Source organism: Candidatus Protofrankia datiscae (assembly GCF_000177615.2).
In the GTDB taxonomy this organism is placed as follows: Bacteria; Actinomycetota; Actinomycetes; order Frankiales; family Frankiaceae; genus Protofrankia; species Protofrankia coriariae.
In genome coordinates this window covers 366,704-385,186 of sequence record NC_015656.1, presented here as the reverse complement: position 1 = coordinate 385,186, position 18,483 = coordinate 366,704, and the positions used below count along the sequence as shown (strand labels likewise).

19 protein-coding genes, 2 tRNA genes and 4 pseudogenes are annotated in these 18,483 nt (G+C 67.9%); 7 read left to right on the top strand and 18 right to left on the bottom strand.

All coding sequences use genetic code 11. The features are described from left to right. Positions 1–70: 70 nt before the first annotated feature. Positions 71–143, bottom strand: a tRNA-Lys gene (locus FSYMDG_RS01630). Between the two features lie 319 nt (positions 144–462). Between FSYMDG_RS01630 and FSYMDG_RS01625 the strand changes: the two genes are divergently transcribed. Continuing rightward, positions 463–1,395 (top strand): ABC transporter ATP-binding protein, encoded by a 933-nt coding sequence (locus FSYMDG_RS01625; RefSeq protein ID WP_013871891.1) that lies wholly within the window; start codon positions 463–465, stop codon positions 1,393–1,395. After that, positions 1,392–2,198 carry an ABC transporter permease gene (locus FSYMDG_RS01620; RefSeq protein WP_013871890.1) on the top strand — a complete coding sequence of 269 codons (807 nt, stop codon included), beginning with the start codon at positions 1,392–1,394 and terminating at the stop codon, positions 2,196–2,198. Before FSYMDG_RS01625 ends, FSYMDG_RS01620 begins: the two co-directional genes overlap by 4 nt. Positions 2,199–2,323: 125 nt before the next feature. Here FSYMDG_RS01620 and FSYMDG_RS01615 read toward each other — a convergent pair whose 3' ends face one another. From FSYMDG_RS01615 to FSYMDG_RS01600, 4 genes and pseudogenes are all read right to left on the bottom strand, one after another. Beyond that, entirely contained in the window at positions 2,324–2,632 is a 309-nt protein-coding gene (locus FSYMDG_RS01615; protein WP_013871889.1) for a DUF6158 family protein, read from the bottom strand. Beyond that, complete coding sequence (locus FSYMDG_RS22485; protein ID WP_131773800.1) at positions 2,629–3,603, bottom strand: acyl-CoA dehydrogenase; 975 nt, start codon at positions 3,601–3,603, stop codon at positions 2,629–2,631. The genes FSYMDG_RS01615 and FSYMDG_RS22485 overlap by 4 nt, the downstream gene beginning before the upstream one ends. Positions 3,604–3,620: 17 nt before the next feature. Beyond that, complete coding sequence (locus FSYMDG_RS01605) at positions 3,621–3,872, bottom strand: hypothetical protein (protein ID WP_131772029.1); 252 nt, start codon at positions 3,870–3,872, stop codon at positions 3,621–3,623. 274 nt (positions 3,873–4,146) lie between these two features. Next, positions 4,147–5,234, bottom strand: a pseudogene (locus FSYMDG_RS01600) (IS630 family transposase). Between the two features lie 368 nt (positions 5,235–5,602). Here FSYMDG_RS01600 and FSYMDG_RS01595 point away from each other — a divergent pair. The 4 genes from FSYMDG_RS01595 to FSYMDG_RS01580 all read left to right on the top strand — a co-directional run bounded on the left by FSYMDG_RS01595 (position 5,603) and on the right by FSYMDG_RS01580 (position 9,281). Beyond that, complete coding sequence (locus FSYMDG_RS01595) at positions 5,603–6,085, top strand: hypothetical protein (RefSeq protein ID WP_043602744.1); 483 nt, start codon at positions 5,603–5,605, stop codon at positions 6,083–6,085. A gap of 263 nt (positions 6,086–6,348) precedes the next feature. After that, positions 6,349–8,157, top strand: a complete 1,809-nt coding sequence (locus FSYMDG_RS01590) for a carboxylesterase/lipase family protein (protein WP_013871885.1) — start codon at positions 6,349–6,351, stop codon at positions 8,155–8,157. A gap of 107 nt (positions 8,158–8,264) precedes the next feature. Continuing rightward, positions 8,265–8,987, top strand: coding sequence for a hypothetical protein (locus tag FSYMDG_RS01585; RefSeq protein ID WP_013871884.1), 723 nt, complete (start codon positions 8,265–8,267; stop codon positions 8,985–8,987). 218 nt (positions 8,988–9,205) lie between these two features. Continuing rightward, positions 9,206–9,281: transfer RNA gene (locus tag FSYMDG_RS01580), tRNA-Glu, on the top strand. Positions 9,282–9,473: 192 nt separating this feature from the next. Here the strand turns inward: FSYMDG_RS01580 and FSYMDG_RS01575 are convergent. The 3 genes and pseudogenes from FSYMDG_RS01575 to FSYMDG_RS27755 form a co-directional block, all read right to left on the bottom strand. Then, a pseudogene (locus tag FSYMDG_RS01575) lies at positions 9,474–10,160 on the bottom strand (IS6 family transposase). 364 nt (positions 10,161–10,524) lie between these two features. Further along, positions 10,525–11,562, bottom strand: a complete 1,038-nt coding sequence (locus FSYMDG_RS01570) for a hypothetical protein (RefSeq protein ID WP_013871882.1) — start codon at positions 11,560–11,562, stop codon at positions 10,525–10,527. A gap of 503 nt (positions 11,563–12,065) precedes the next feature. Beyond that, positions 12,066–12,203 (bottom strand): annotated as a pseudogene (locus FSYMDG_RS27755) (integrase); the annotation flags it as partial. A gap of 135 nt (positions 12,204–12,338) precedes the next feature. On the opposite strand from FSYMDG_RS27755, the gene FSYMDG_RS01565 reads away from it, so the two are divergent. Continuing rightward, a complete protein-coding gene (locus FSYMDG_RS01565) occupies positions 12,339–12,554 on the top strand; it encodes an antitoxin (protein WP_013871881.1) in 216 nt (71 codons plus the stop codon). A 209-nt stretch (positions 12,555–12,763) separates the two neighbouring features. Here the strand turns inward: FSYMDG_RS01565 and FSYMDG_RS01560 are convergent, their stop codons facing one another. The 10 genes and pseudogenes from FSYMDG_RS01560 to FSYMDG_RS01520 all read right to left on the bottom strand — a co-directional run bounded on the left by FSYMDG_RS01560 (position 12,764) and on the right by FSYMDG_RS01520 (position 18,478). Beyond that, on the bottom strand, positions 12,764–13,336 hold the full coding sequence (locus tag FSYMDG_RS01560; protein WP_131772028.1) for a hypothetical protein: 573 nt from the start codon (positions 13,334–13,336) through the stop codon (positions 12,764–12,766). Positions 13,337–13,340: 4 nt separating this feature from the next. Further along, positions 13,341–13,583: pseudogene (rpsR, locus tag FSYMDG_RS01555) on the bottom strand (30S ribosomal protein S18). A gap of 15 nt (positions 13,584–13,598) precedes the next feature. Further along, positions 13,599–13,775 carry a 50S ribosomal protein L32 gene (gene rpmF / locus FSYMDG_RS23765; protein WP_013871879.1) on the bottom strand — a complete coding sequence of 59 codons (177 nt, stop codon included), beginning with the start codon at positions 13,773–13,775 and terminating at the stop codon, positions 13,599–13,601. A 64-nt stretch (positions 13,776–13,839) separates the two neighbouring features. Next, entirely contained in the window at positions 13,840–14,145 is a 306-nt protein-coding gene (gene rpsN, locus FSYMDG_RS01550; protein WP_013871878.1) for a 30S ribosomal protein S14, read from the bottom strand. 6 nt (positions 14,146–14,151) lie between these two features. After that, positions 14,152–14,316 carry a 50S ribosomal protein L33 gene (gene rpmG / locus FSYMDG_RS01545; RefSeq protein ID WP_013871877.1) on the bottom strand — a complete coding sequence of 55 codons (165 nt, stop codon included), beginning with the start codon at positions 14,314–14,316 and terminating at the stop codon, positions 14,152–14,154. Then, entirely contained in the window at positions 14,316–14,558 is a 243-nt protein-coding gene (gene rpmB / locus FSYMDG_RS01540; RefSeq protein WP_013871876.1) for a 50S ribosomal protein L28, read from the bottom strand. Before rpmB ends, rpmG begins: the two co-directional genes overlap by 1 nt. Before the next feature lie 633 nt (positions 14,559–15,191). Next, positions 15,192–15,443 carry a cytochrome C oxidase subunit IV family protein gene (locus tag FSYMDG_RS01535; protein WP_013871875.1) on the bottom strand — a complete coding sequence of 84 codons (252 nt, stop codon included), beginning with the start codon at positions 15,441–15,443 and terminating at the stop codon, positions 15,192–15,194. A 17-nt stretch (positions 15,444–15,460) separates the two neighbouring features. After that, positions 15,461–16,147, bottom strand: coding sequence for a cytochrome c oxidase subunit 3 family protein (locus tag FSYMDG_RS01530; protein WP_013871874.1), 687 nt, complete (start codon positions 16,145–16,147; stop codon positions 15,461–15,463). Then, the gene (locus FSYMDG_RS01525) at positions 16,137–16,868 is read right to left on the bottom strand and encodes a hypothetical protein (RefSeq protein WP_013871873.1); all 732 of its coding nucleotides are present in this window, start codon (positions 16,866–16,868) and stop codon (positions 16,137–16,139) included. The genes FSYMDG_RS01530 and FSYMDG_RS01525 overlap by 11 nt, the downstream gene beginning before the upstream one ends. Positions 16,869–17,143: 275 nt before the next feature. Then, entirely contained in the window at positions 17,144–18,478 is a 1,335-nt protein-coding gene (locus tag FSYMDG_RS01520) for a cytochrome P450 (RefSeq protein WP_013871872.1), read from the bottom strand. Between the last annotated feature and the right edge of the window lie 5 nt (positions 18,479–18,483).

The following is an 18,483-nucleotide window of genomic DNA, read 5'->3' as shown; positions in this document are numbered from 1 at the left end:
TGATCTTGAAGAGGGCAATCAAGATCGGCGATCTCAATCACATCCTTTACAGGGCAGTGGAACCAGGGAGTGGGCCGCCAGGGGATCGAACCCTGAACCCGCAGATTAAAAGTCTGCTGCTCTACCAGTTGAGCTAACGGCCCGCTGGGCCTGATCGTACCTGCCGTGGCGAGATCCCACGCGGGGTGGGCGCGGTGGACCCGATCTGCCCCCGTCTGTCGATGGCACGTAATAGCCCCGGTTTACTAGTACTACAGTGCCTACTACTACAGTGCCCACTTTGCGATCATCCTGCTCCGACGGGCCGGGGCGGCTCCCCCGGACGCGGGTGGGGCCTGGTCCGAATGCCCCGCCGGCCCTGACGCGTGGCCGTCCCATGCCCGCCGCCACTATGCCTACTGCGCCTACTGTCGCCGTGCCCGCCACCGAACCCGCTGCCGCCGACGACGGGCGGGAGCCGACATGACGTTCGCGATACATGCGGATGGGCTGACCAAACGCTACCGGGGCCGGACCGTGGTCGACTGCCTCGACCTGCAGGTGGCGACCGGTGACCGGTTCGGGTTCCTCGGCCCCAACGGCTCGGGTAAGTCCACAACCGTCCGGATGCTGCTCGGGCTGGTGCGCCCGAGCGCCGGCAGTGTCCGGCTGCTCGGCCGGAGCATGCCCCGTCATGCCCGGCAGGTGCTGCCCAAGGTCGGCGCGCTCGTGGAGGCTCCCGCGTTCCACACCTTCCTGCCCGCCCGGGTCGAACTGGCCGCTCTCGACTCGGCCGGGCGCGGCGGTGCCCGGCGCTCGCGCCGCAAGCGGATCGAGGACGCTCTGGAACGGGTCGGGCTCGGCGACGTCGACGACCGGCCCATCAGCAGGTTCTCACTGGGGATGAAACAGCGGCTTGCCCTTGCCGCGGCGCTGCTGCGGCATCCCAAACTACTCATCCTGGACGAGCCGACGAACGGGCTTGATCCGCAGAGCATCCGGGAGATCCGTGACCTGCTGCTCGAGCTGAACGCCGCGGGAACGACCGTCTTCCTGTCCTCGCACCTGCTCGCGGAGGTCGAGATGCTCTGCACCGAGACAGCGATCGTCTGTGACGGCCGTCTGGTCGCCCATGACTCGCTCAACGCGCTGTGTGGCCCGACCGGCCGGGTGACCCTGCGCACCCCCGATTCCGACCTTGCCGCGCACCTGCTCGAGCGCGTCCTGGAGGGCCGGGAGGGGCACTCCCTCATCGCGCGGACGCTGAACCCCATGGCGCTCAACGCCGCGCTGGTCTCGGCTGGTGTGCGCGTACACGAACTGGTGGTGGAACGACGGACGCTTGAGGACGTCTTCCTCGAGCTGACCGGTAGCGACGGAGGCGGCGGCTGGGAGCCGGCCGAGGACGAGCAGTGATCCGCGTCGAGCTGCGCCTGCTGTTGTTGCGGCGGCGAACGTGGGTGTCGGTGTTGATGCTCGCGGCGCTGCCGGTCATCGTCGCCATCTTCCTGAAGATCAGCGGAACTGGCTCGAAGCCGATAGGCCCGGCGTTCCTGGCCGAGGTCGTCCGCAACGGCACGTGGTTCCCGGTCGCGGCCCTCGCCCTCGTCCTGCCGCTGTTCCTGCCGGTGGCGGTGCTTCTGCTGGCGGGGGACGCGATCGCGGGCGAGGCAAGCGCCGGCACTCTGCGCTATCTGGTGATACGCCCGGTCGGACGGGGACGGCTGCTGGCCGCCAAGATGATTTCGATCATCGCCTTTCTGCTGATCGCGGTGAGCGCGGTGACCTCGACCGCGTTCACGGTCGGCTGGGCGCTGTTCGGGCTCGCTCCCATCCAGCCGCTGTCCGGTGGGGGGCCGCCTTTCTCCCTGCCGGATGCGGCGATCCGGATCGGGCTGTCGGCGCTGTTCGTGGCCGCGTCCATGTTCGGGATCGCCGGCTGCGGGCTGTTCCTGTCGACGATCACGTCCACGCCGCTCGCGGCCACGCTCGGCGCGCTCGGCATCCTGGTCACCGCGGGTGTACTCGACCAGATCCCGTCCGCCGAGGTCATTCAGCCCTACCTGCCCACGCACTACTGGATGGCGTTCGTCGACCTGTTCCGCGCGCCGGTCCCCTGGTCCAGCATCCAGCACGGACTGATGCTCGAGGGCGGCTACGGCATAACCATGCTCGTCCTGGCCCGGATCGTGTTCGCGACCCGGGACATCACAAGCTGACCCGGCGCACCACCCGTCGCGCCCGGCACGGCCCGGGGCTGCGACGAGCCGGTGACAGCCACCGGCCGGTCAGGTCGCCGGGCGTCGGGTGTCGGGTACCGCACGCTGCGGTCAGGCCAGGGACGTCACGAGCCGGCACGGCCCGCGGCGGCGGCCCGGCGACTGCCGGCACGGGTCCGTAGCGGGTCCGGTGTGAGCACCGCCGCGAACCGACGCCGGTATTCGTACTCCAGGCTGAGCATCCGTGACGTGTGCGTGTCGAACGCGTCCCCGGTGCCGTGCAGGAACGTGTCGTGCCGGGTCGCGTGCAGGTGTTCCACCTCGCGGACGAGATCCTCGTCGGAAAGATCACCCGGCGGGACGCCTTCGGGACGATGCTTCATGCCGTCATCGATACCCACCTGACCCGCCGTGGCCACCTCGCTGTCAGTCACCACCAGAACGGGTCGAGATCGTCCAGGACGGCGTTCGCGAGCGTCTCGAGATCATGCTCGACGTGGCTGTGCCGCAGGTGGAAGCCGAGGTCGGCGACGCGCCGGGCGTAGCCGCGGTCGGAGCACAACGGCCCCGGGCCGAGCGCGCGCCCCACCAGGTCGATCACCTCTGTCGCGCACGTCTCGACCGAGGCCCGCACCTGCAGGGCACGCCGCCGCGCCGAGCCGCCGGTGTCGCCCGGGTCGGCATCGATTTCCCGTGCGGCCGTCTCCAGGACGCAGCGCCCGGCCATCAGCAGCGCATCCACCCGGCCCAGGTGGACCAGCGCACGCGCGTCCAGCGGCCGCCCCCGCCGGTCGGCGAACCAGTGGTGGCCGCCGGGCCCGCCGCGGCCGGTGGCCCCGTACCGGTTGGCGGATCCGCTGACGGATCCATGGCGGACGGTCCAGTCTTTATGGTCAGAACGGCCTTCGTAGCCAGAACGGCCTTCGTGATCGGCTCGGTCGAGGCGGCCGGCGGCGAACAGCGGGCGGGCCACTCCGATCGCGCCGCCGAACCAGCAGGCCGCGGCCCCTGCCGCGGCGTGCCAGAATACGGGCCGGTCCGAGTACGCCGTGGCGGCCGTGGCGGAGCGGCCGGACGTCCCGGCGGGCCCGCCAACCGCCACGGCCCGTGCCCCGTCGAAGAGCACCGTCGCGGTGTCCGCGCCGGCCATCGCCCGGGACGCCCGCCCACCGGCCGCCACCGCGATGCCGCGGTCGTCCAGCCGCACGGCGAACAGCTGGCGCGCCTCCCCCGCCTCGGCGGTGGTGATCTCGGCTGCCACCAGCGCGTGGGTGAGCACCCGCGCCCCTGAACAGGCCGGTCTGGCGCCATGCAGCGTCCAGCCGTCCGGGCCCCAGCGGGCGGCCAGCGGGCTCACCGGGGTGTCGATGTCCCACACCCCCCACCGTTGGTCACGCCGCGGCACCGGTCCGTCCAGATCGTTCAGGATCGCCACCGCGCCGGCGTGCCCGGCTGCCAGTCGCGCCAGCGTGACGTCGTTGACGGCAAGGTCGGCAAGGACGCGCCAGCGGACAGCGGAGGATCGAGCCGGCCGGACTCGACGAGCGCACCGAGCGCCGCACCGGTCCGGGTTGGATCCGACAGATCAGCGGGCAGCGCCCGGTCCGGATCCGCGCCCGGTGGGACGTCGAGCGGGATGCCGAACGGGCCGGCCGTCGTGACACTCGTTGCCATCAGGACCACCTCATGCCATGTGATGCGGTGTGCATGCCATGTGATGCCATGTGATGCCGTGTACATGCGTGGACGGCCGCCCGACGCCGCCGCACATCCTGTCACCGCCAGTTGTGTTGCCATTGGTATCCCCGACGCATCGGAGGGTGATGGATTTGTGTCCCGTTCCGCGGACACCAAACGTGACCCACCCCAGCGCCCTTTACTGTCGGTCACATAACATCCACACTTACCCAACACGTGGCGACAACACTACGCATGGCACCAGAACCAGCTAGTGTCCTGAGTCGTTGATTCGCTGGCAGTAGGCGGCGAGGGTCTCGAGGATCTCGTCGGCGGTCTTGGCCCAGACGAACGGCTTCGGGTCCTTGTTCCAGGCGTTGATCCATCGGCGGATGTCGGCTTCGAGTTCGACGACCGAGCGGTGCGTCGATCGGCGCAGCTTGCGGGTGGTCAGCTCCGCGAACCAGCGCTCGACCAGGTTCATCCACGACGCCGAGGTCGGGGTGAAGTGCAGGTGGAAGCGGGGTGGCGCAGCAGCCAGTTCTTCACCGCCGGGGTCTTGTGGGTGGCGTAGTTGTCCAGGACCAGGTGCAGGTCGTAGCCCTTCGGGACCGAGGAGTCGATCAGCTTGAGGAAGCGCAGGAACTCCTGGTGACGGTGCCGCCGGAAGGTCTGCGCGATCACCGACCCGGACGTCGGGTCGAGCGCGGCGAACAGGCTGGTCGTGCCATGGCGGACGTAGTCGTGGGTCATCCGCTGCGGGGTACCCGGCATCAGGGGCAGCACCGGTGCCGTGCGATCCAAAGCTTGCACCTGCGACTTTTCGTCGACGCAGAGCACGATCGCCTTCTCCGGCGGGTCGAGGTAGACCCCGACCACGTCACGGACCTTGTCCACGAACAGCGGGTCGGTGGACAGCTTCCACGTCTCGACCAGATGCGGCTTCAACCCGAACGCCCGCCACATCCGTGACACCGTCGACTGCGACAGCCCACTGGCCCTCGCCATCGACCGCGATGTCCAATGGGTATCGCCGTTCGGTGGCTTCTCCTCCAACGTCCTCGCGATCACCGCCTCGACCTGGGCGTCGGTGACCTTCCGAGGCGCTCCCGGACGTGCCTCGTCTGACAGGCCCTCCAGCCGGTCGACCGCGAACCGCTCCCGCCATTTCGCGACCGTTCCCCGGGTGATCCCGAGCTCGGCCGCGACCCCCGAGTTCGTCCCACCGTCCGCGCAGGCCAGCACGATCCGCGAGCGCAACGCCAGCGCCTGCGCGGTCTTCCGCCGTCGGGCCCAGCCCTCCAGCACCGCACGCTCAGCAGACGACAACTCGATGGGATCCGCGCTCGGGCCAGGCACCAGCCCATTCTATCTGCACACGAATCAACGACTCAGGACACTAGCCTGCCGCTCATATTGGATGTGCCGGTCATAACCATGGGCGACGGACCAGGATGCGCAGGATGTGGAGGTGCCGCACGATGTCGTGCGATGCCGCCATGGCTGTGGGCCGCCGTCACGGCAGTCTCGGCAGGAACCACGACAGACGCGGTAACCGCCGCGCGTCGGGCCACCGCACTGTGCAACATGCGCCGAGGCACGCAGCGCGGCTTGTACCCAGGCGCGCAGCGCGACATGCGCCCAGGTGGGCGTTCCCGCCGCTCTCCCGTGCCCGTCTGGAACACCGTAACAGCAGCAGTCTGGCCCTGCAGGCACTGATCCTCGCGATGACCGTCGCGGCGGCCGGGCCGGTCGCGACGTTGTTCAGGGACACGGATCCCACGGGAGCCACCCGAGAACTCAACCCGATCATCACTGTGAACAACAGCAACCTCGGGGACACGCTCCTCGCGGGCGCCCGCTGCCATCCCGACGCGCCCCCCGGCGTTCAGGGGGCGTTCCACGTCGGGTTTGCGACCCGGGCGGTCTCGTGCCCGATCGCGCAGCCCTCCCTGCCGATCAGCCGGGCGGTCCTGGCCCCGAACGCGGGAAGAACGACCACCACCCCTGTCCCCGCGCCGCCTTCCGGAACACCGGCAGCGGGGACAGGCCCTGGTAACGGCGGTGGCGGTCTCCCCGTCGCGGCATCCACGAAGACACCGCAGCCCCCACCGGTGGGCCTCCTGACCGCCGGCCTGCGGGGACCCGTCGCGGCGACCCGCAAGGCGAACAAAACGGAGATCCTCGTCGGCGTCGGCGCCGATCGCTGAATCGTCGACTCCGATCACCAGTCGACAATCACCACGCCGGTGCTGGCGGGAACCCGACCGCGCGGCGGACGGCCAGCTGCCGTCACCGTTAGAATACGCAAGGAATGAGTGCGGGAGCAGCACACCGGGAAGCAGCACACCGGGAAGCACGGAAGCGCCGCCCTGGGAAACACAGCGCCAGGAAGCAGCGCGCCGACCACCGACATGAACCATCGGGAACATGAACCGGTCGAGGATATGAACCATGACACCGGGGGGCAGCCATGGGGCCGGTCCGTATCCGGAGTATGACGTCGGGCGTGGTGTCACTGCTCTTCGTCGTCGCCCTCTGCCTTACGGTCACGTCATGCTCGGCCGACTCGACGCATGACGACCGTGAACAGGACGGTGGCGGTTCAACGAGAACCAGCCCGACAGTCGTGTCCGTGACCGGCGGTACGGTCCGCGGCGCACACACCGCCCTGGGCACGTCCTTCTATGGAATTCCGTACGCGGCACCACCGGTCGGTGACCAACGGTGGCGGTCACCCCAGCCCGTCGTGCCCTGGCCGGGTATCCGGAATGCCACGAAGAAAGCGCATCCCTGTCTTCAGGGCAGTCCGGACGACGGTGGCCTGGGCGAACAGTCCGACGAGGACTGCCTCTTCGTCAACGTTCACGTCCCCGCCACGGAGACCAACGGCGGCACGGACGGCGGCCCGACCGGCAGCCCCGGCCCGAACGGCGACATAGGCGGCGAGGCCGGCAACGACCGGGCGGGCGATGGCCGGCTACCGGTGATGTTCTGGATCCACGGCGGCGGTTTTGTCGGCGGCTCCGCGAACGAATACGACGGAAGCCTGCTCGCCGCCGCAGGCAGGGTGATTGTCGTCTCGGTCGAATACCGCCTGGGAATTCTGGGATATCTGGCGCTGCCCTCGCTCAACGCCGAGGGTGGGCAGTCCGGGAACAGCCAGTCCGAGAACGGGCGGCCACAGCCGGGTGACTCCGGAACATACGCGGTTCAGGACATCACAGCCGCGCTGCGCTGGGTCCGCGACAACATCGCCGCGTTCCACGGCGACCCCGGCAACGTGACGGTCTTCGGCGAGTCGGCCGGGGCGATCAGTACCTGCGCGCTGCTTGCCTCCCCGCCCGCGGCCGGCCTGTTCCATCGCGCGATCGTGCAGAGCGGCCCGTGCTCATGGCCGTTCCTGGCGATGCCGGATGCCGAGCGGACCGGGACCGACGCCGCGCGCAGACTCGGCTGCGCCGACCCCGCCCGGGCAGCGGCCTGCATGCGTGCGCTACCCGCCCGGGACGTGCTCGCCGCGGCCGACCAGCAGACCGACATCCTCAACCCGTTCCCGTGGGCGCCCGTGACAGGTGGGCGGACACTGCCGGCACCGCTGTCCACGGCCATTGCCACCGGCACCTTCGCGAAAGTGCCGGTCATCATCGGGACGGTGAAGGACGAGGGCCGCATTTTCACCGAGCCCTGGAGCGACCGGGCCGGGAGGCTCACCGACCAACAGGTGAACGAAATCCTCGACCAGCATTTCCACGACAGGATCGGCGCCGTCCTCAGGGATTATCCGCCAGGTTCGGCGCCGCCGACCGAACGGCTCGCCCGCGTCATCACCGACGCGCTGTTCACCTGCCCGAGCGTGACCTCGGCGTCCATGCTGACGCGGGCCGGTGTATCGGTCTTCTCCTACGAGTTCGACCTGCCCGGCAGCGCCCCGTACGTTCCGGACACACTCCCCGGTGCCTCGCACGGATGGGAACTCGGCTACCTGATCCCGGACGCCGACCGGCAGTGGCCCGGCAAGGCCCACCGGGAACTGTCCGCCACGATGATCACATACTGGACGAGGTTCGCGGCCACCGGCAACCCGAACACGCCGCCGGCCGGAGCGGCAGACGGGAGGAACGGCGTGGGCGCGGCCGGCCGGACGCTCCCCACGACGTCGCCGCCCACCTGGCCGGTCCGCACCACCGAGCAGGCACAGACGCTGACGATCACACCCGGTGACATCCATCCGATCAGCACGCTCGCCGACGACCATCACTGCGCAACCTGGCAGCGGTGAGCGGAGCCGGCTGCCGGCTGCCGGTTTCCGCCGGCTTCTGCCCATCCCGTCTGGATGGGACCCTGGACGGACATACCGCTCCCAGGCGAAGGCGGAAGGAGACATCGATGGTCGACGCCCACGCAGCCGTGGACGGATTCCTGCCGAGCGGCCAGGCCCTTCCCTTCACCAACAACTTCCCCAGGCAGCCCGTCCTGAAGATCAGGATTCCGGGTGTCGGCCGGCTGCCGATCGGGGATGCCAGCCGCGGGCTGTGCGGGGGCATGGTCTACACCACTCGCGATCTTTTCGAGGCGAAGCTGCCGCCGCCCACGTCGAAGGACGTGCCGCCGCCCGACTCGCCGCTGTACCGCTACCTCTCCCGCCGGCTGTTCGACAGCTTCGACATCCCGCGTGGCGTCGCCCGCTACTACCGGCTCATGTCCACCCTGGACGCGGACACCACCCGGTCGTCACTGACGCTGCGCGGCGCCGGGCGGATCACCGTTGTGGACGAGTGGCCACGGGTGCGCCTCGACCTCGACCGCGGCGTGCTGTCCCCGCTCGGCATCATCACAGTGCGCTCCTACAACCCCTTCCAGCTTGGCTACAACCACCAGGTGCTCGCCTATGCCTACAAGCAACGCCAGACCGCGGTCACGCTGCGGGTCTACGACCCGAACACACCGCTGGAGCGGGCCGACACCGTGACGATGTCGTTCGACGTCACGTACCCGAGCGGCCCAGTGCCGATCACACACAACCTGGCCATCGGCGGACGCCCGGTCCGGGCGTTCTTCCGCACCCGGTACCGCCGGGTGGACCCACGGCCCGCGCTCACGGCCACCTGACTCCACCGGAGCCGGACACACGGCCGGCCCCCACCCGAACAAACAGCCTGACCGCCCCGGCTCGCCTCGTCTCGCCCGGCTCGCCTCACGCCGGTCCGGCGAGCCGCGGACGGAAGCGGTTTGTCGTCACAGCCCACCGTCCCCTATGCTCAGCATGCCGTACCGACGGCAGACGTTGCCGCGTCCGAGCTGTGAGCCCAGCCCGATCGTTGCCACCCGCCCCCATCGTCTAGCGGCCTAGGACATCGCCCTTTCAAGGCGGTAGCACGGGTTCGAATCCCGTTGGGGGCACCACCCAGACCCGTTTATGGTCATTTTCTTCGACTACTGTTGGTCAACTCGTTATCTCAGGCGAGTTCGACTTGCCGGCCCAGGGAAGCCAGCGGTGAGCCGGGGCCCAGCCAGACCAGCCCTACCATCAAGATGATCATTTGTGTTGTGCTGGGACGTGCCGGGACCGGGTAGGGCCGTACGTCGGCGCTGTGATCAGGCTGCCGCGGGTACACCGCTGATCTCCTTCCAGGTCCTGAAACGGGCGGTCATCTCGGCGCGGTACCCGGCAGCGGTGAGCGGTGACACCGGGGCCGGAACTGCGGCGAGATCGCACTGAACACCGACAGGAACTTCTGCGCGGCTCCGGGCGGGCGGAAGCCTTTCCTGGCACGTTCCCGCCGGCGGGTGGGCGGTGGGAGTTCTCCGCCCGGTTGTTCAGGGACTTCGAGCATCGGTGCGCCACCGAGCGCATGATCGCCCGGTGCGCGGCACCGTAGCTGCGCAGCTGGTCGGTGACCAGCACCCTCGGTGTGCGGCACTGGCGCTTGAGCGGTTTGCGGAAGAACTGCTTGGCCGCCTTCGCGTCACGTCGAGACTGGACCAGGATGTCCAGGGCGTTGCCGTCCTGGTCGACCGCCCGCCACGGGTACTTCCACCTACCGTTGATCTTTATGAAGACCTCGTCGAGGTGCCACGTGCGCCGGCCTGGGGCTTGCGGCGGCGCAGCTCGTGGGCGTAGGTGGGCCCGAATTTCGCACACCGCTGCCGGACCGTCTCATGGGAGACGATCACCCCGCGAGCAAGCATGAGTTCTTCGACTTCGCGGAAGCTCAGCGGGAAGCGGTGGTACAGCCACACGCAGTGGCTGATGATCTCTGTCGGGTACCGGCAGCCTTGTATGACGGCATTCCGGCTTCCACGAGCAGTCCCTCCCGACGAACAACCAGAAGATCATTTTCAGGCTGTCAGGCCAAGTTGACAGTGCCGTTCGAACGGCACTGTTGCATTCGCCGATCGCAGCCGATCCTCACCGCGGATCTTCCCACCAGACGCGCTCATGTACCCCGATCAGTGGGGCTATCGGCCGCCCGGAGTCGCGTTGATGAGCCTCGGCGCCGGAAGACTTGCGGCCAAGATCCGCCGGTGCACGCGCATGCAACGGTGCCGGCTGCCTTCGCCGAGCTCTCCCTGACGGTCTGATCACCGGTTCGGCGGGGGCTGTCCTGCCTTGACTTCGCTGAACCGGTGATCAGATCCCGCTGGGTTACGCCCAGACCTGACGCAGCAGCCAGAGGCTCTTGGGGGTACCCGAGCCCTGGACGAAGACGTACAGGAGGTTCTCGCTGTTGGCGATCACCGCTTGGGGGTGGACGTCGCCGATGACGCCGCCGAGGTTCTGGAAGTCGAAGTAGGTGGGCTGGTTCTCCGTCTGCTGCACCGCGACCCACAGAGCCTTCTCGTTCGCCCCCTTCACGAAGGCGTGCACGCGGCCGTCCTGGCCGAGGAAGGCGGTGGGCTCGCCGAGGATCTGGCCCCTGAGGGATACCGAGGTCTCGAAGCTGTCGTAGTCAGAGCGCTGGCCGACCCGCCAGGCGGCGCCGTCCGAGCCACGGTAGAAGATCTGTACGTGCGCGGACGCGTCCAGCGTCACGGTGGGCCGGCTGGTCACGCCGGTGGTCTCGCTGCTGAACGCCTCCCAGGCGTCGGCGGAGTTCCACGATTTCTGCTGGATGGTGTAAAGGGTGTCGCTGCCGCCCTTGACCGCCACCACGATGCGGCCGGAGCCGTCCAGGGCGGGTGAGGGGGTGGCGTAGATGGCGCCGCCCAGCGAGGCGGGCGGGGTGTACTGCTCATACAGCAGGCCCTGGTTGTGGATGTACCACAGGGCGTCGTCGCTGCCCCGGAAGAAGACCTGGATGCGGCCGTCGGCGTTCAGCGCGGCGGCGGGATCGCCGCCGACGTTCGAGATGAGATCCACCGGGGCGCCGAAGCCGCCGTTGATGGCGTTCTGGGTGATGACCTCGATGTGGTTGTCCGGGGTGCGGTAGAAGACGCGGATCTTTCCGTCCTTGCCGCGGATGGCGTTGGGCGCACCGGCCACCCGGGAGCCGGGGTGCTGCATCCACCCGGCCCAGGCGCGGTCGCGCTGCTCGTACCTGCTCCACAAGGTGTTGCTGCCGCCCTGGACGAACACGGACACCCGGTTGTCGGCGTTGAGGACGGCGGAGGGCACGTCGACGAAGCTGCCCTCCAGGTTGATCCAGGTGCCCCAGTTCGTGCCCGGTGTGGTGGAGATCGCCATGCCAGCCTCCTGGTCTACGAGCGTGCCGATCGCGGCGCATGGTCGCTCTGCGTGGTCACAAAGCGTCATTGCGCTGCATTATCGCTCTGAGTGGTCGAACCAGCCGGGAACGTATCAGGGATACGGGGGAATAGGAATACTCCGGACAGGAACGGTCCGGTTACCAGCGGATGGCAGGAAGCGCCCGCTTGCGCCGCATCCTGCCGAGGTCCGAACTCGGGCGACGTACCTGTGGGTGCCGATTAATCATCCGGCCTGGTCAGCCCGCATGTCAGTACTGGTGGAGGGTTCCCTCCACCAGCCGATCTTGTCGGTGGATCTCCAGGTTCCCGATCTGCTCCGGTTCGGGTGGTGGGCGGAGCGTGGCTGCTTGTCCGAGGGGTCGGTGAGGCCGATGCCCGTTGTAGAACATCTCGAACTCACGCAACGTATGCAGGAGGTGAAGGCTGGGATCACCGCGTGGAAGACCCGTGGAGCCGATCGTCGGGGCTGTCCGGGAGATGGAGGAAGACGGTGTCCACTGTGAAGAAGTCGCAGGCGAGGACTCCGGAGGCCTGTGTGCGTAGGAACGTGCGCCAGGATGTGCCGGCCCGTCGGGGTGCGGGGTCGATACCGGCGCGGTGCAGGATCCGCCAGAGGGACTGACACCGTGAGGCGACGTCGGTCTGCGCCTGGAGTCCGTTTTTATACAGACCTTGAGGTCGGGTGGCCCAGGGGAATCTCACCCCTGGGCCACCCGACCCGAGGATGTGACTGAAAAGAAGAAGGGGCGGCTCATGTCCGACAAGCCGACCAACCCGGACAACCTGCAGAAACTCCGGGAGAAGGCCGAAAAAATCGCCGAAACTCACGGCGACAAGATCGCCGAAGGGCTGGAGAAGGTCGGCGACCTCATCGACGAGAAAACCGGCGGCAAACACGGCGAGAAAATCGACACCGGCGTCGACAAGGCCCAGGACTTCATCAGAAAACTTGGCGACAGGAACAACTGAGCGTCGGGGCGGCTGGCACTCCCACCCAGCCGGTCGCCCCACCCGGCGTCGGTCCCACAGCGAACACAACACCGGGTCATTCGCACCCGACCGATCCGCCCGGACTTCCCGTGCGGATTCTTTGCTTCCTTTGCTGGATGCGGGGCGCGGGTTCCGAACGGTCACCAGATGGTCATGATTCGGTTACTTATGACTACATGGCCGACGCTTTAGTTGAGCATCACCGGAGGCATGATCACTATGGCCGCCCGGCCGGGCAGCAGGTAAGGACGCAGGGCGGGCGGTATGGGGCGCCGGCCCGCCGGACCGCCCTGTTCGAGCCAGGTGGCGAGCGCGCGCAGCATCCCGGGCGGGCTGAGGGGCCCGAGCCAGCGTGGCGGGCCCACCATTCCGTTCCAGCCGCGACGTGGGTACACACAGGCGAACCGTCCCGCCGCTGCCGCGGAGGAGCGGGACCCGGCCGGCGGCCCCCAGGTCCGGTGATAGGCCGTGGGCAGGACGCTCCGGTCGCGGAGCACAACGAGAATTCCGCCCGCCGAGCGTCCGACGGCGTCCCGCAGCACCTCCACCGGATCCCCGCCGGAAGCCGTGCCGTTGCCGATGCCGCCGGTGACCCCGGCGCCTTCAGTGGCCCCAGCACCTCCAGCGGCCCCGGCGCCTCCAGTGGCATCGGCATCGGTCACGTCATGGGCAGCGTCGACGGTGACGTCGAAACCGTCCGCGTCGGACCATGCCTCCGTGCCCTGCCGGCCGCGACCATCACCGTGGTTTCCAGCGTCCATCAGGTCACCTGACCGGGCTGGCATACGGCAGCAACGCCATCTCCCGCGCGTTCTTGATCGCGCGGGAGACCTCCCGCTGCTACTGTGACGTGAGCCCGGTGACCCGTCGGGAACGGATCTTGCCACGGTCCGAGATGAACTGGCGGAGCAGTACGACGTCCTTGTAGTCGACGTAGGTGATTCCCCGCTCCACCAGGATGTTGGTCTTCTTCCGACGAATGGCCCGGGGGGAGGTTCGTCGAGGCATCGGGAGCTCCTGGGTCTATTCGGGACGGGTCGGCCGGCCGGCGTACAGGCCGCAGTGCGCGCAGGCCCGATGGGGCAGGGTGCGCAGCTTCCTGGGGCATCCGCACGGGACGAGCGTGGGTGGCTGGGCCTTCCACCGGGCCCGGCGGGTACGGGTGTTGGACCGTGAGGTCCGCCGTTTCGGAACGGCCATCAGCGTTCCCCTCCGGTGGACGACGGACGGCCCGCTACGGGCGGCGGACCGCTCGGGGCCGGCCTCACCAGCTCGACTTCCGGATCCCGGGCAGCTGGCCGGCGTGCGCCATCTCTCGGAACCTGATCCGGGAGATGCCGAACCTCGACAGGACACCGCGCGGGCGCCCGTCCGCCTGGTCGCGGTTACGCAGCCGGGTGGCGCTGGCGTCCCGCGGCTGGCGGCGCAGTTCGGCGATCGCGGCCTCCCGCTCGACCGCCGGCGTCCCGGGGCGCCTGATGATCTCCTTCAGTTCGGCGCGCCGCACGGCATGTCGTGCCACGATCTCGCGCCGTCGCGCGTCCGCGACAATCTTCGACTTTTTCGCCACGGGCGGTCAGCGCTCCTCACGGAAGACAACGTGCCGCCGGATGACCGGGTCGTACTTCTTCAGCGTGAGCCGGTCCGGGTCGTTACGGCGGTTCTTGGTGGTGATGTAGGTGTATCCGGTGCCGGCCGTGGACCTCAGTTTGATCTTTGGCCGCAGCTCGTTACGGGCCATCAGACCTTCACCCCGCGGGCGCGCAGCTCCCGGACCACTGCCTCGATGCCCCGCCGGTCCACCGTTTTGATCCCCTTCGCCGAGAGGGTGAGGGTGAGGGTGACCCGACGGTTCTCACCGGGAAGCCAGTAGGTCTTCTTCTGGATGTTCGGGTCCCACCGGCGCCGGGTTCGCCGGTGCGAGTGGCTGACCCGCATCCCGAAACCCGGCTTCCGGCCGGTCACCTGGCAGCGCGCGGACATACACGTTCTCCTGGTCTGCGGACGGCTGGCGGCCGCCATGGCCGCCGCTCGAACGGCCCCGTCGCCCGCCAGTGGCGCAGCAGGCAGATGCGGTCCAAGCGGGCCAACGGAGATGACAGAGATGACATGGACGACGTGGTCCCGCGGGCGAGGACCCGCGGGACGAGGGGACGGACGGCATGGTCGACGCCCTCGGGCCAGATGTTGATCCCACCCGGGGAACACGAACCGTTTCCAGACGACAGATCCATCACGCCCCTTCCTCACCTCAGACGATAACCAAAACCGTTTTCATTTATGAGTGACATGAGTCACATTTTTATGATCGCGAATCATTCTCATGATCGAAAACAGGACATATCGCTGGACGATCCGGACGTCCTGGGCAATCCATGTCCCTGGACGCCGCAGCTTCGTCCCTGGACGCCGCGGCCTTGCCGGATCCGGGCCGGGGCCCGCGAGCAGGGGCCAAGGCCCCCTCCGGACACCTACCTGGCCGAGCCACGCGAGCGTGCGGTCCGCGCGCTTTTCGCGGCCCGGGCAATGCCCATGTCAGTGCCCATGCCAGTGCGCCTCGGGCGCCGGCCCGCTGCAGCCGGCGCCCGAGGCGCATTCATGAATCAGCCGAACGGATCAGCTGAAGCCGACTATGAGTCCCCACACCACGACGATCCAGCCGTGGAAGGCGAGCTTCAGCGCGAACGGAGCGTGCCCGAGCTCCATGAAGTGCATGCCGACGAGGTGGAGCTTCGCCGCGACGACAGTCATGATGAATGCTGTCGTGGCGACGCCGCGGGCGCTTTCGGACTCGGCGAACCACGACGAGCCGGCCGTCAGCAGCAGGAGCCCGACGAACACCAGCCGGACCAGCCGGCCCTGGGTCACCGCGCGCAGGCGCGAACTCAGATGAGGTAGAGCAGCGGGAACAGGACGATCCATAGTATGTCCACCATGTGCCAGTAGGACGCGCACGCCTCGACCGTCGTGGTCTTCGGATGGCGTGCCGGGTTTCTCGTCATCTTCCGCAGAAATGCGAGCACACACATACCGACGGCGACGTGGAGAGCGTGTATTCCGGTCAGTACGTAGTAGTACATGTAGAACGCGTCCGTCACGGGGGAAATACCGGCGTGCAGCTTCTCGCTGTATTCCAGGACTTTTCCGCCCATGAATCCAAGGCCGCAGAGCAGCCCCAGCGTGAAGAACTTCGACGCCCGGCCGAACCCGCCGGCCCGGACCGCCTGGACAGCCTGCACGACGAACAACGAGCTCGCCAGGAGAATTATCGTGTTGACGAGCCCGATCGTGATGTTCAGATGCTGCTGTGACCGGGCGAACAGCTCCCGGTCACCAGCACGAGCGTCCATGAAGATCGCAAAGAACACTCCGAACATCGACATCTCGCCGAGGACGAGAACCCAGACGCCAACCTCACCGGGCACGTGTGGGGCACGGCTGCCCTCACCGGGCACAGGTGGGACATGGCCGTCCTCACCAGGCGCACGCGGGGCGTGGCCCCGCGGCTCGGGAGCCTCGACCCGGGTGCCCGACGACGGCGGGTACGCCGACGTCGACCGTTCAACCCGCATGCACGCCCGAGGTGTTCTCAAGCCGCCGTGTCTGCTCCTCGACCGTCCCGCGATAGGTGGCCCAGGCCATCACGAGCAGCCACACGCCGAATATGAACAGCGGAATCCAGAACACCAGCACGCCGTGGTAGGCGAACGGCCCCGTCTTGAAGAACAGCATCAGGATCACCGCCAGGAAGAGGAAGCACTCCAGCAGGTTGAAGTAGGCCACCCAGCGTGGGAAGACCGGTTTCGGCCCGGCGTCCAGCAGCACCGCCAGCGCGATGGCGCCGCTCTGCAGGACGAACGGCATGAACGGCAGGAACAGCAGGATCCAGCCCAGGTCGTGCAGTGTCTGCGTCGTCTCGGGGCTGCGCTCCGGGCGGAACGAGGCGGCCGCCAGGACGAGCATCGGCACCCACAGGAACTGCCAGGCCGCCAGCCCGGAACCGAACTGCAGGTAGGCCAGGGTCTTCTGTTCAGGACGAATACGTAACATCTGGCGCAGGATCACCGTGATCAGCGGACCCCAGACCATGAATCCGATCAACGTCAGAATGATCCCGAAACGGATGAGATTCGTGTTGTCCCGGTAGAACTCGGCGACCTCCTCAGCGGACCAGTTGGCGGGCACCGCCGGAATGTAGCCGGCGATCAACAGGCCCACGAACATGAAGACCACGCCGACCGGCACAATTGCCGAGGAGACACGTTCGATTCGGTCGCTGACCGTGAGACGCACCGGTGACTCCGTGGGCGTCGGTGGGTTCGCAGTGAGTGTCAACAGATCTCCTCAGAGAGTAGGGACCTGACACCGCAGGCCTTGCCCTGGCCGGAGCGGGACGGGAAGCGCACTGGCCGGCCATGTCGTCGACCTCGTCCAGGTGGACGCTCTTGAGCGGATGCAGCGGCTGGAGCCCCGTCGAGCCCGGCTCGGCCAGACTCGGCCAGCTCCGCGAAGCGGAAAAGATCGACTGTGCCCGATGGGATATCGATCGACATGATCGACAGATCTGGTCACCTCAGTTCCAGGCGTACCGGGAGCCGGCGCAGCCCACCGACGAAGTTCGTCTGGACGACCTTCCGGTCGCCGGTCACCTCGAGCGACTCCACCCGAGGGAGCAGCTCTTCCAGCATGATGCGCAGTTCCTGCCTGGCCAGGTGCATGCCGATGCACATGTGCGGGCCGTACCCGAAGGCGATGTGCTTGTTCGGCCGGCGGTTGATGCGGAACTCGTCGGGCGCCTCGAAGATGTCGGTGTCGCGGTTCGCCGACTGGTAGAGCAGCATGAACCGGTCGCCCTTGGTGATCTGCTGTCCTCGCAGGACGTAGTCCTGGGTCGCCTGCCGGACGAAGTGCTTGACCGGCGACACCCATCGCAGCCCCTCGTTGACGAGGTCGGGCACGAGCGACAGGTCGGCTCTGACCCGGGCGAGTTCGTCCGGGTGGTGAGCCAGCACCTCGATGATGCCGGCCAGCGTGCTCGACGTGGTGTCGTGCCCGGCGGTGGAGATCGCGACGAACCAGCCGTAGGCGACCTCCTTCGCGAAGAACTCTCCGTCGTCCGGGTGGCGGGCGTTCGCGATGATGGAAGCCAGATCGTCCTGAGGCTCGGCACGCCGGGCCTCGACGAGAGCGTCGAAGTAGGCATAGAAGTCCCGGATCGCGGCCGACCACTGCTGCGCCGCCGCCTCGGGGGTCAGTGCGGCGACGTCGTCACGCTGGGTATCGGGATCCGCGGTGCCGAAGAAGTCCTGGGTGAGGGCCATCATCCGGGGCTCGTCCGCGGCGGGAACCCCGAACAGCGACATGACGACGTGCAGCGGGTAGTAAAGCGCGAAATCACCGACGAAATCGAGATTGTTGACACCTGGGCGCAGCCGGTCGGCGATCGCCTGCGTGGCGAGTTCGCGAATGCGGCCCTCCCATTTCTTCAGCGACGCGGGCCGGAACCACTCGTTCGCGATGTCCTTGACCATCGTGTGCTCGGGCGGATCGAGATAGGTCACCGTTTCGAGGATCCGCAGGCTCCCACCGGTCAGGGACCTGGTGAACGCGTCACCCGCCTGGTTCTGCAGGATCGGGTTGTGCGAGCCCGGCTCCGCACCGCCACCGCTGGTGAAGACGGCCGGCTGCTTCTCGATCTCCATGATGTCCGCGTGCCTGGTGACGAGCCAGATCGGGTCGTAGCCTTCGACGCGCACCTTTGCCAGCGGCGCGTTCTCCCGCAGCCATCGGTACGCCGCGAAGAGCGGCTCGTCGTCCCGGTGTCCCTCGGGCAGCACCACACGTCGCGCGATCTCGTCCGGGACGCCGGTGGCTGAGGTGGATTCCGTGTGCGTGACAGTCATACGAC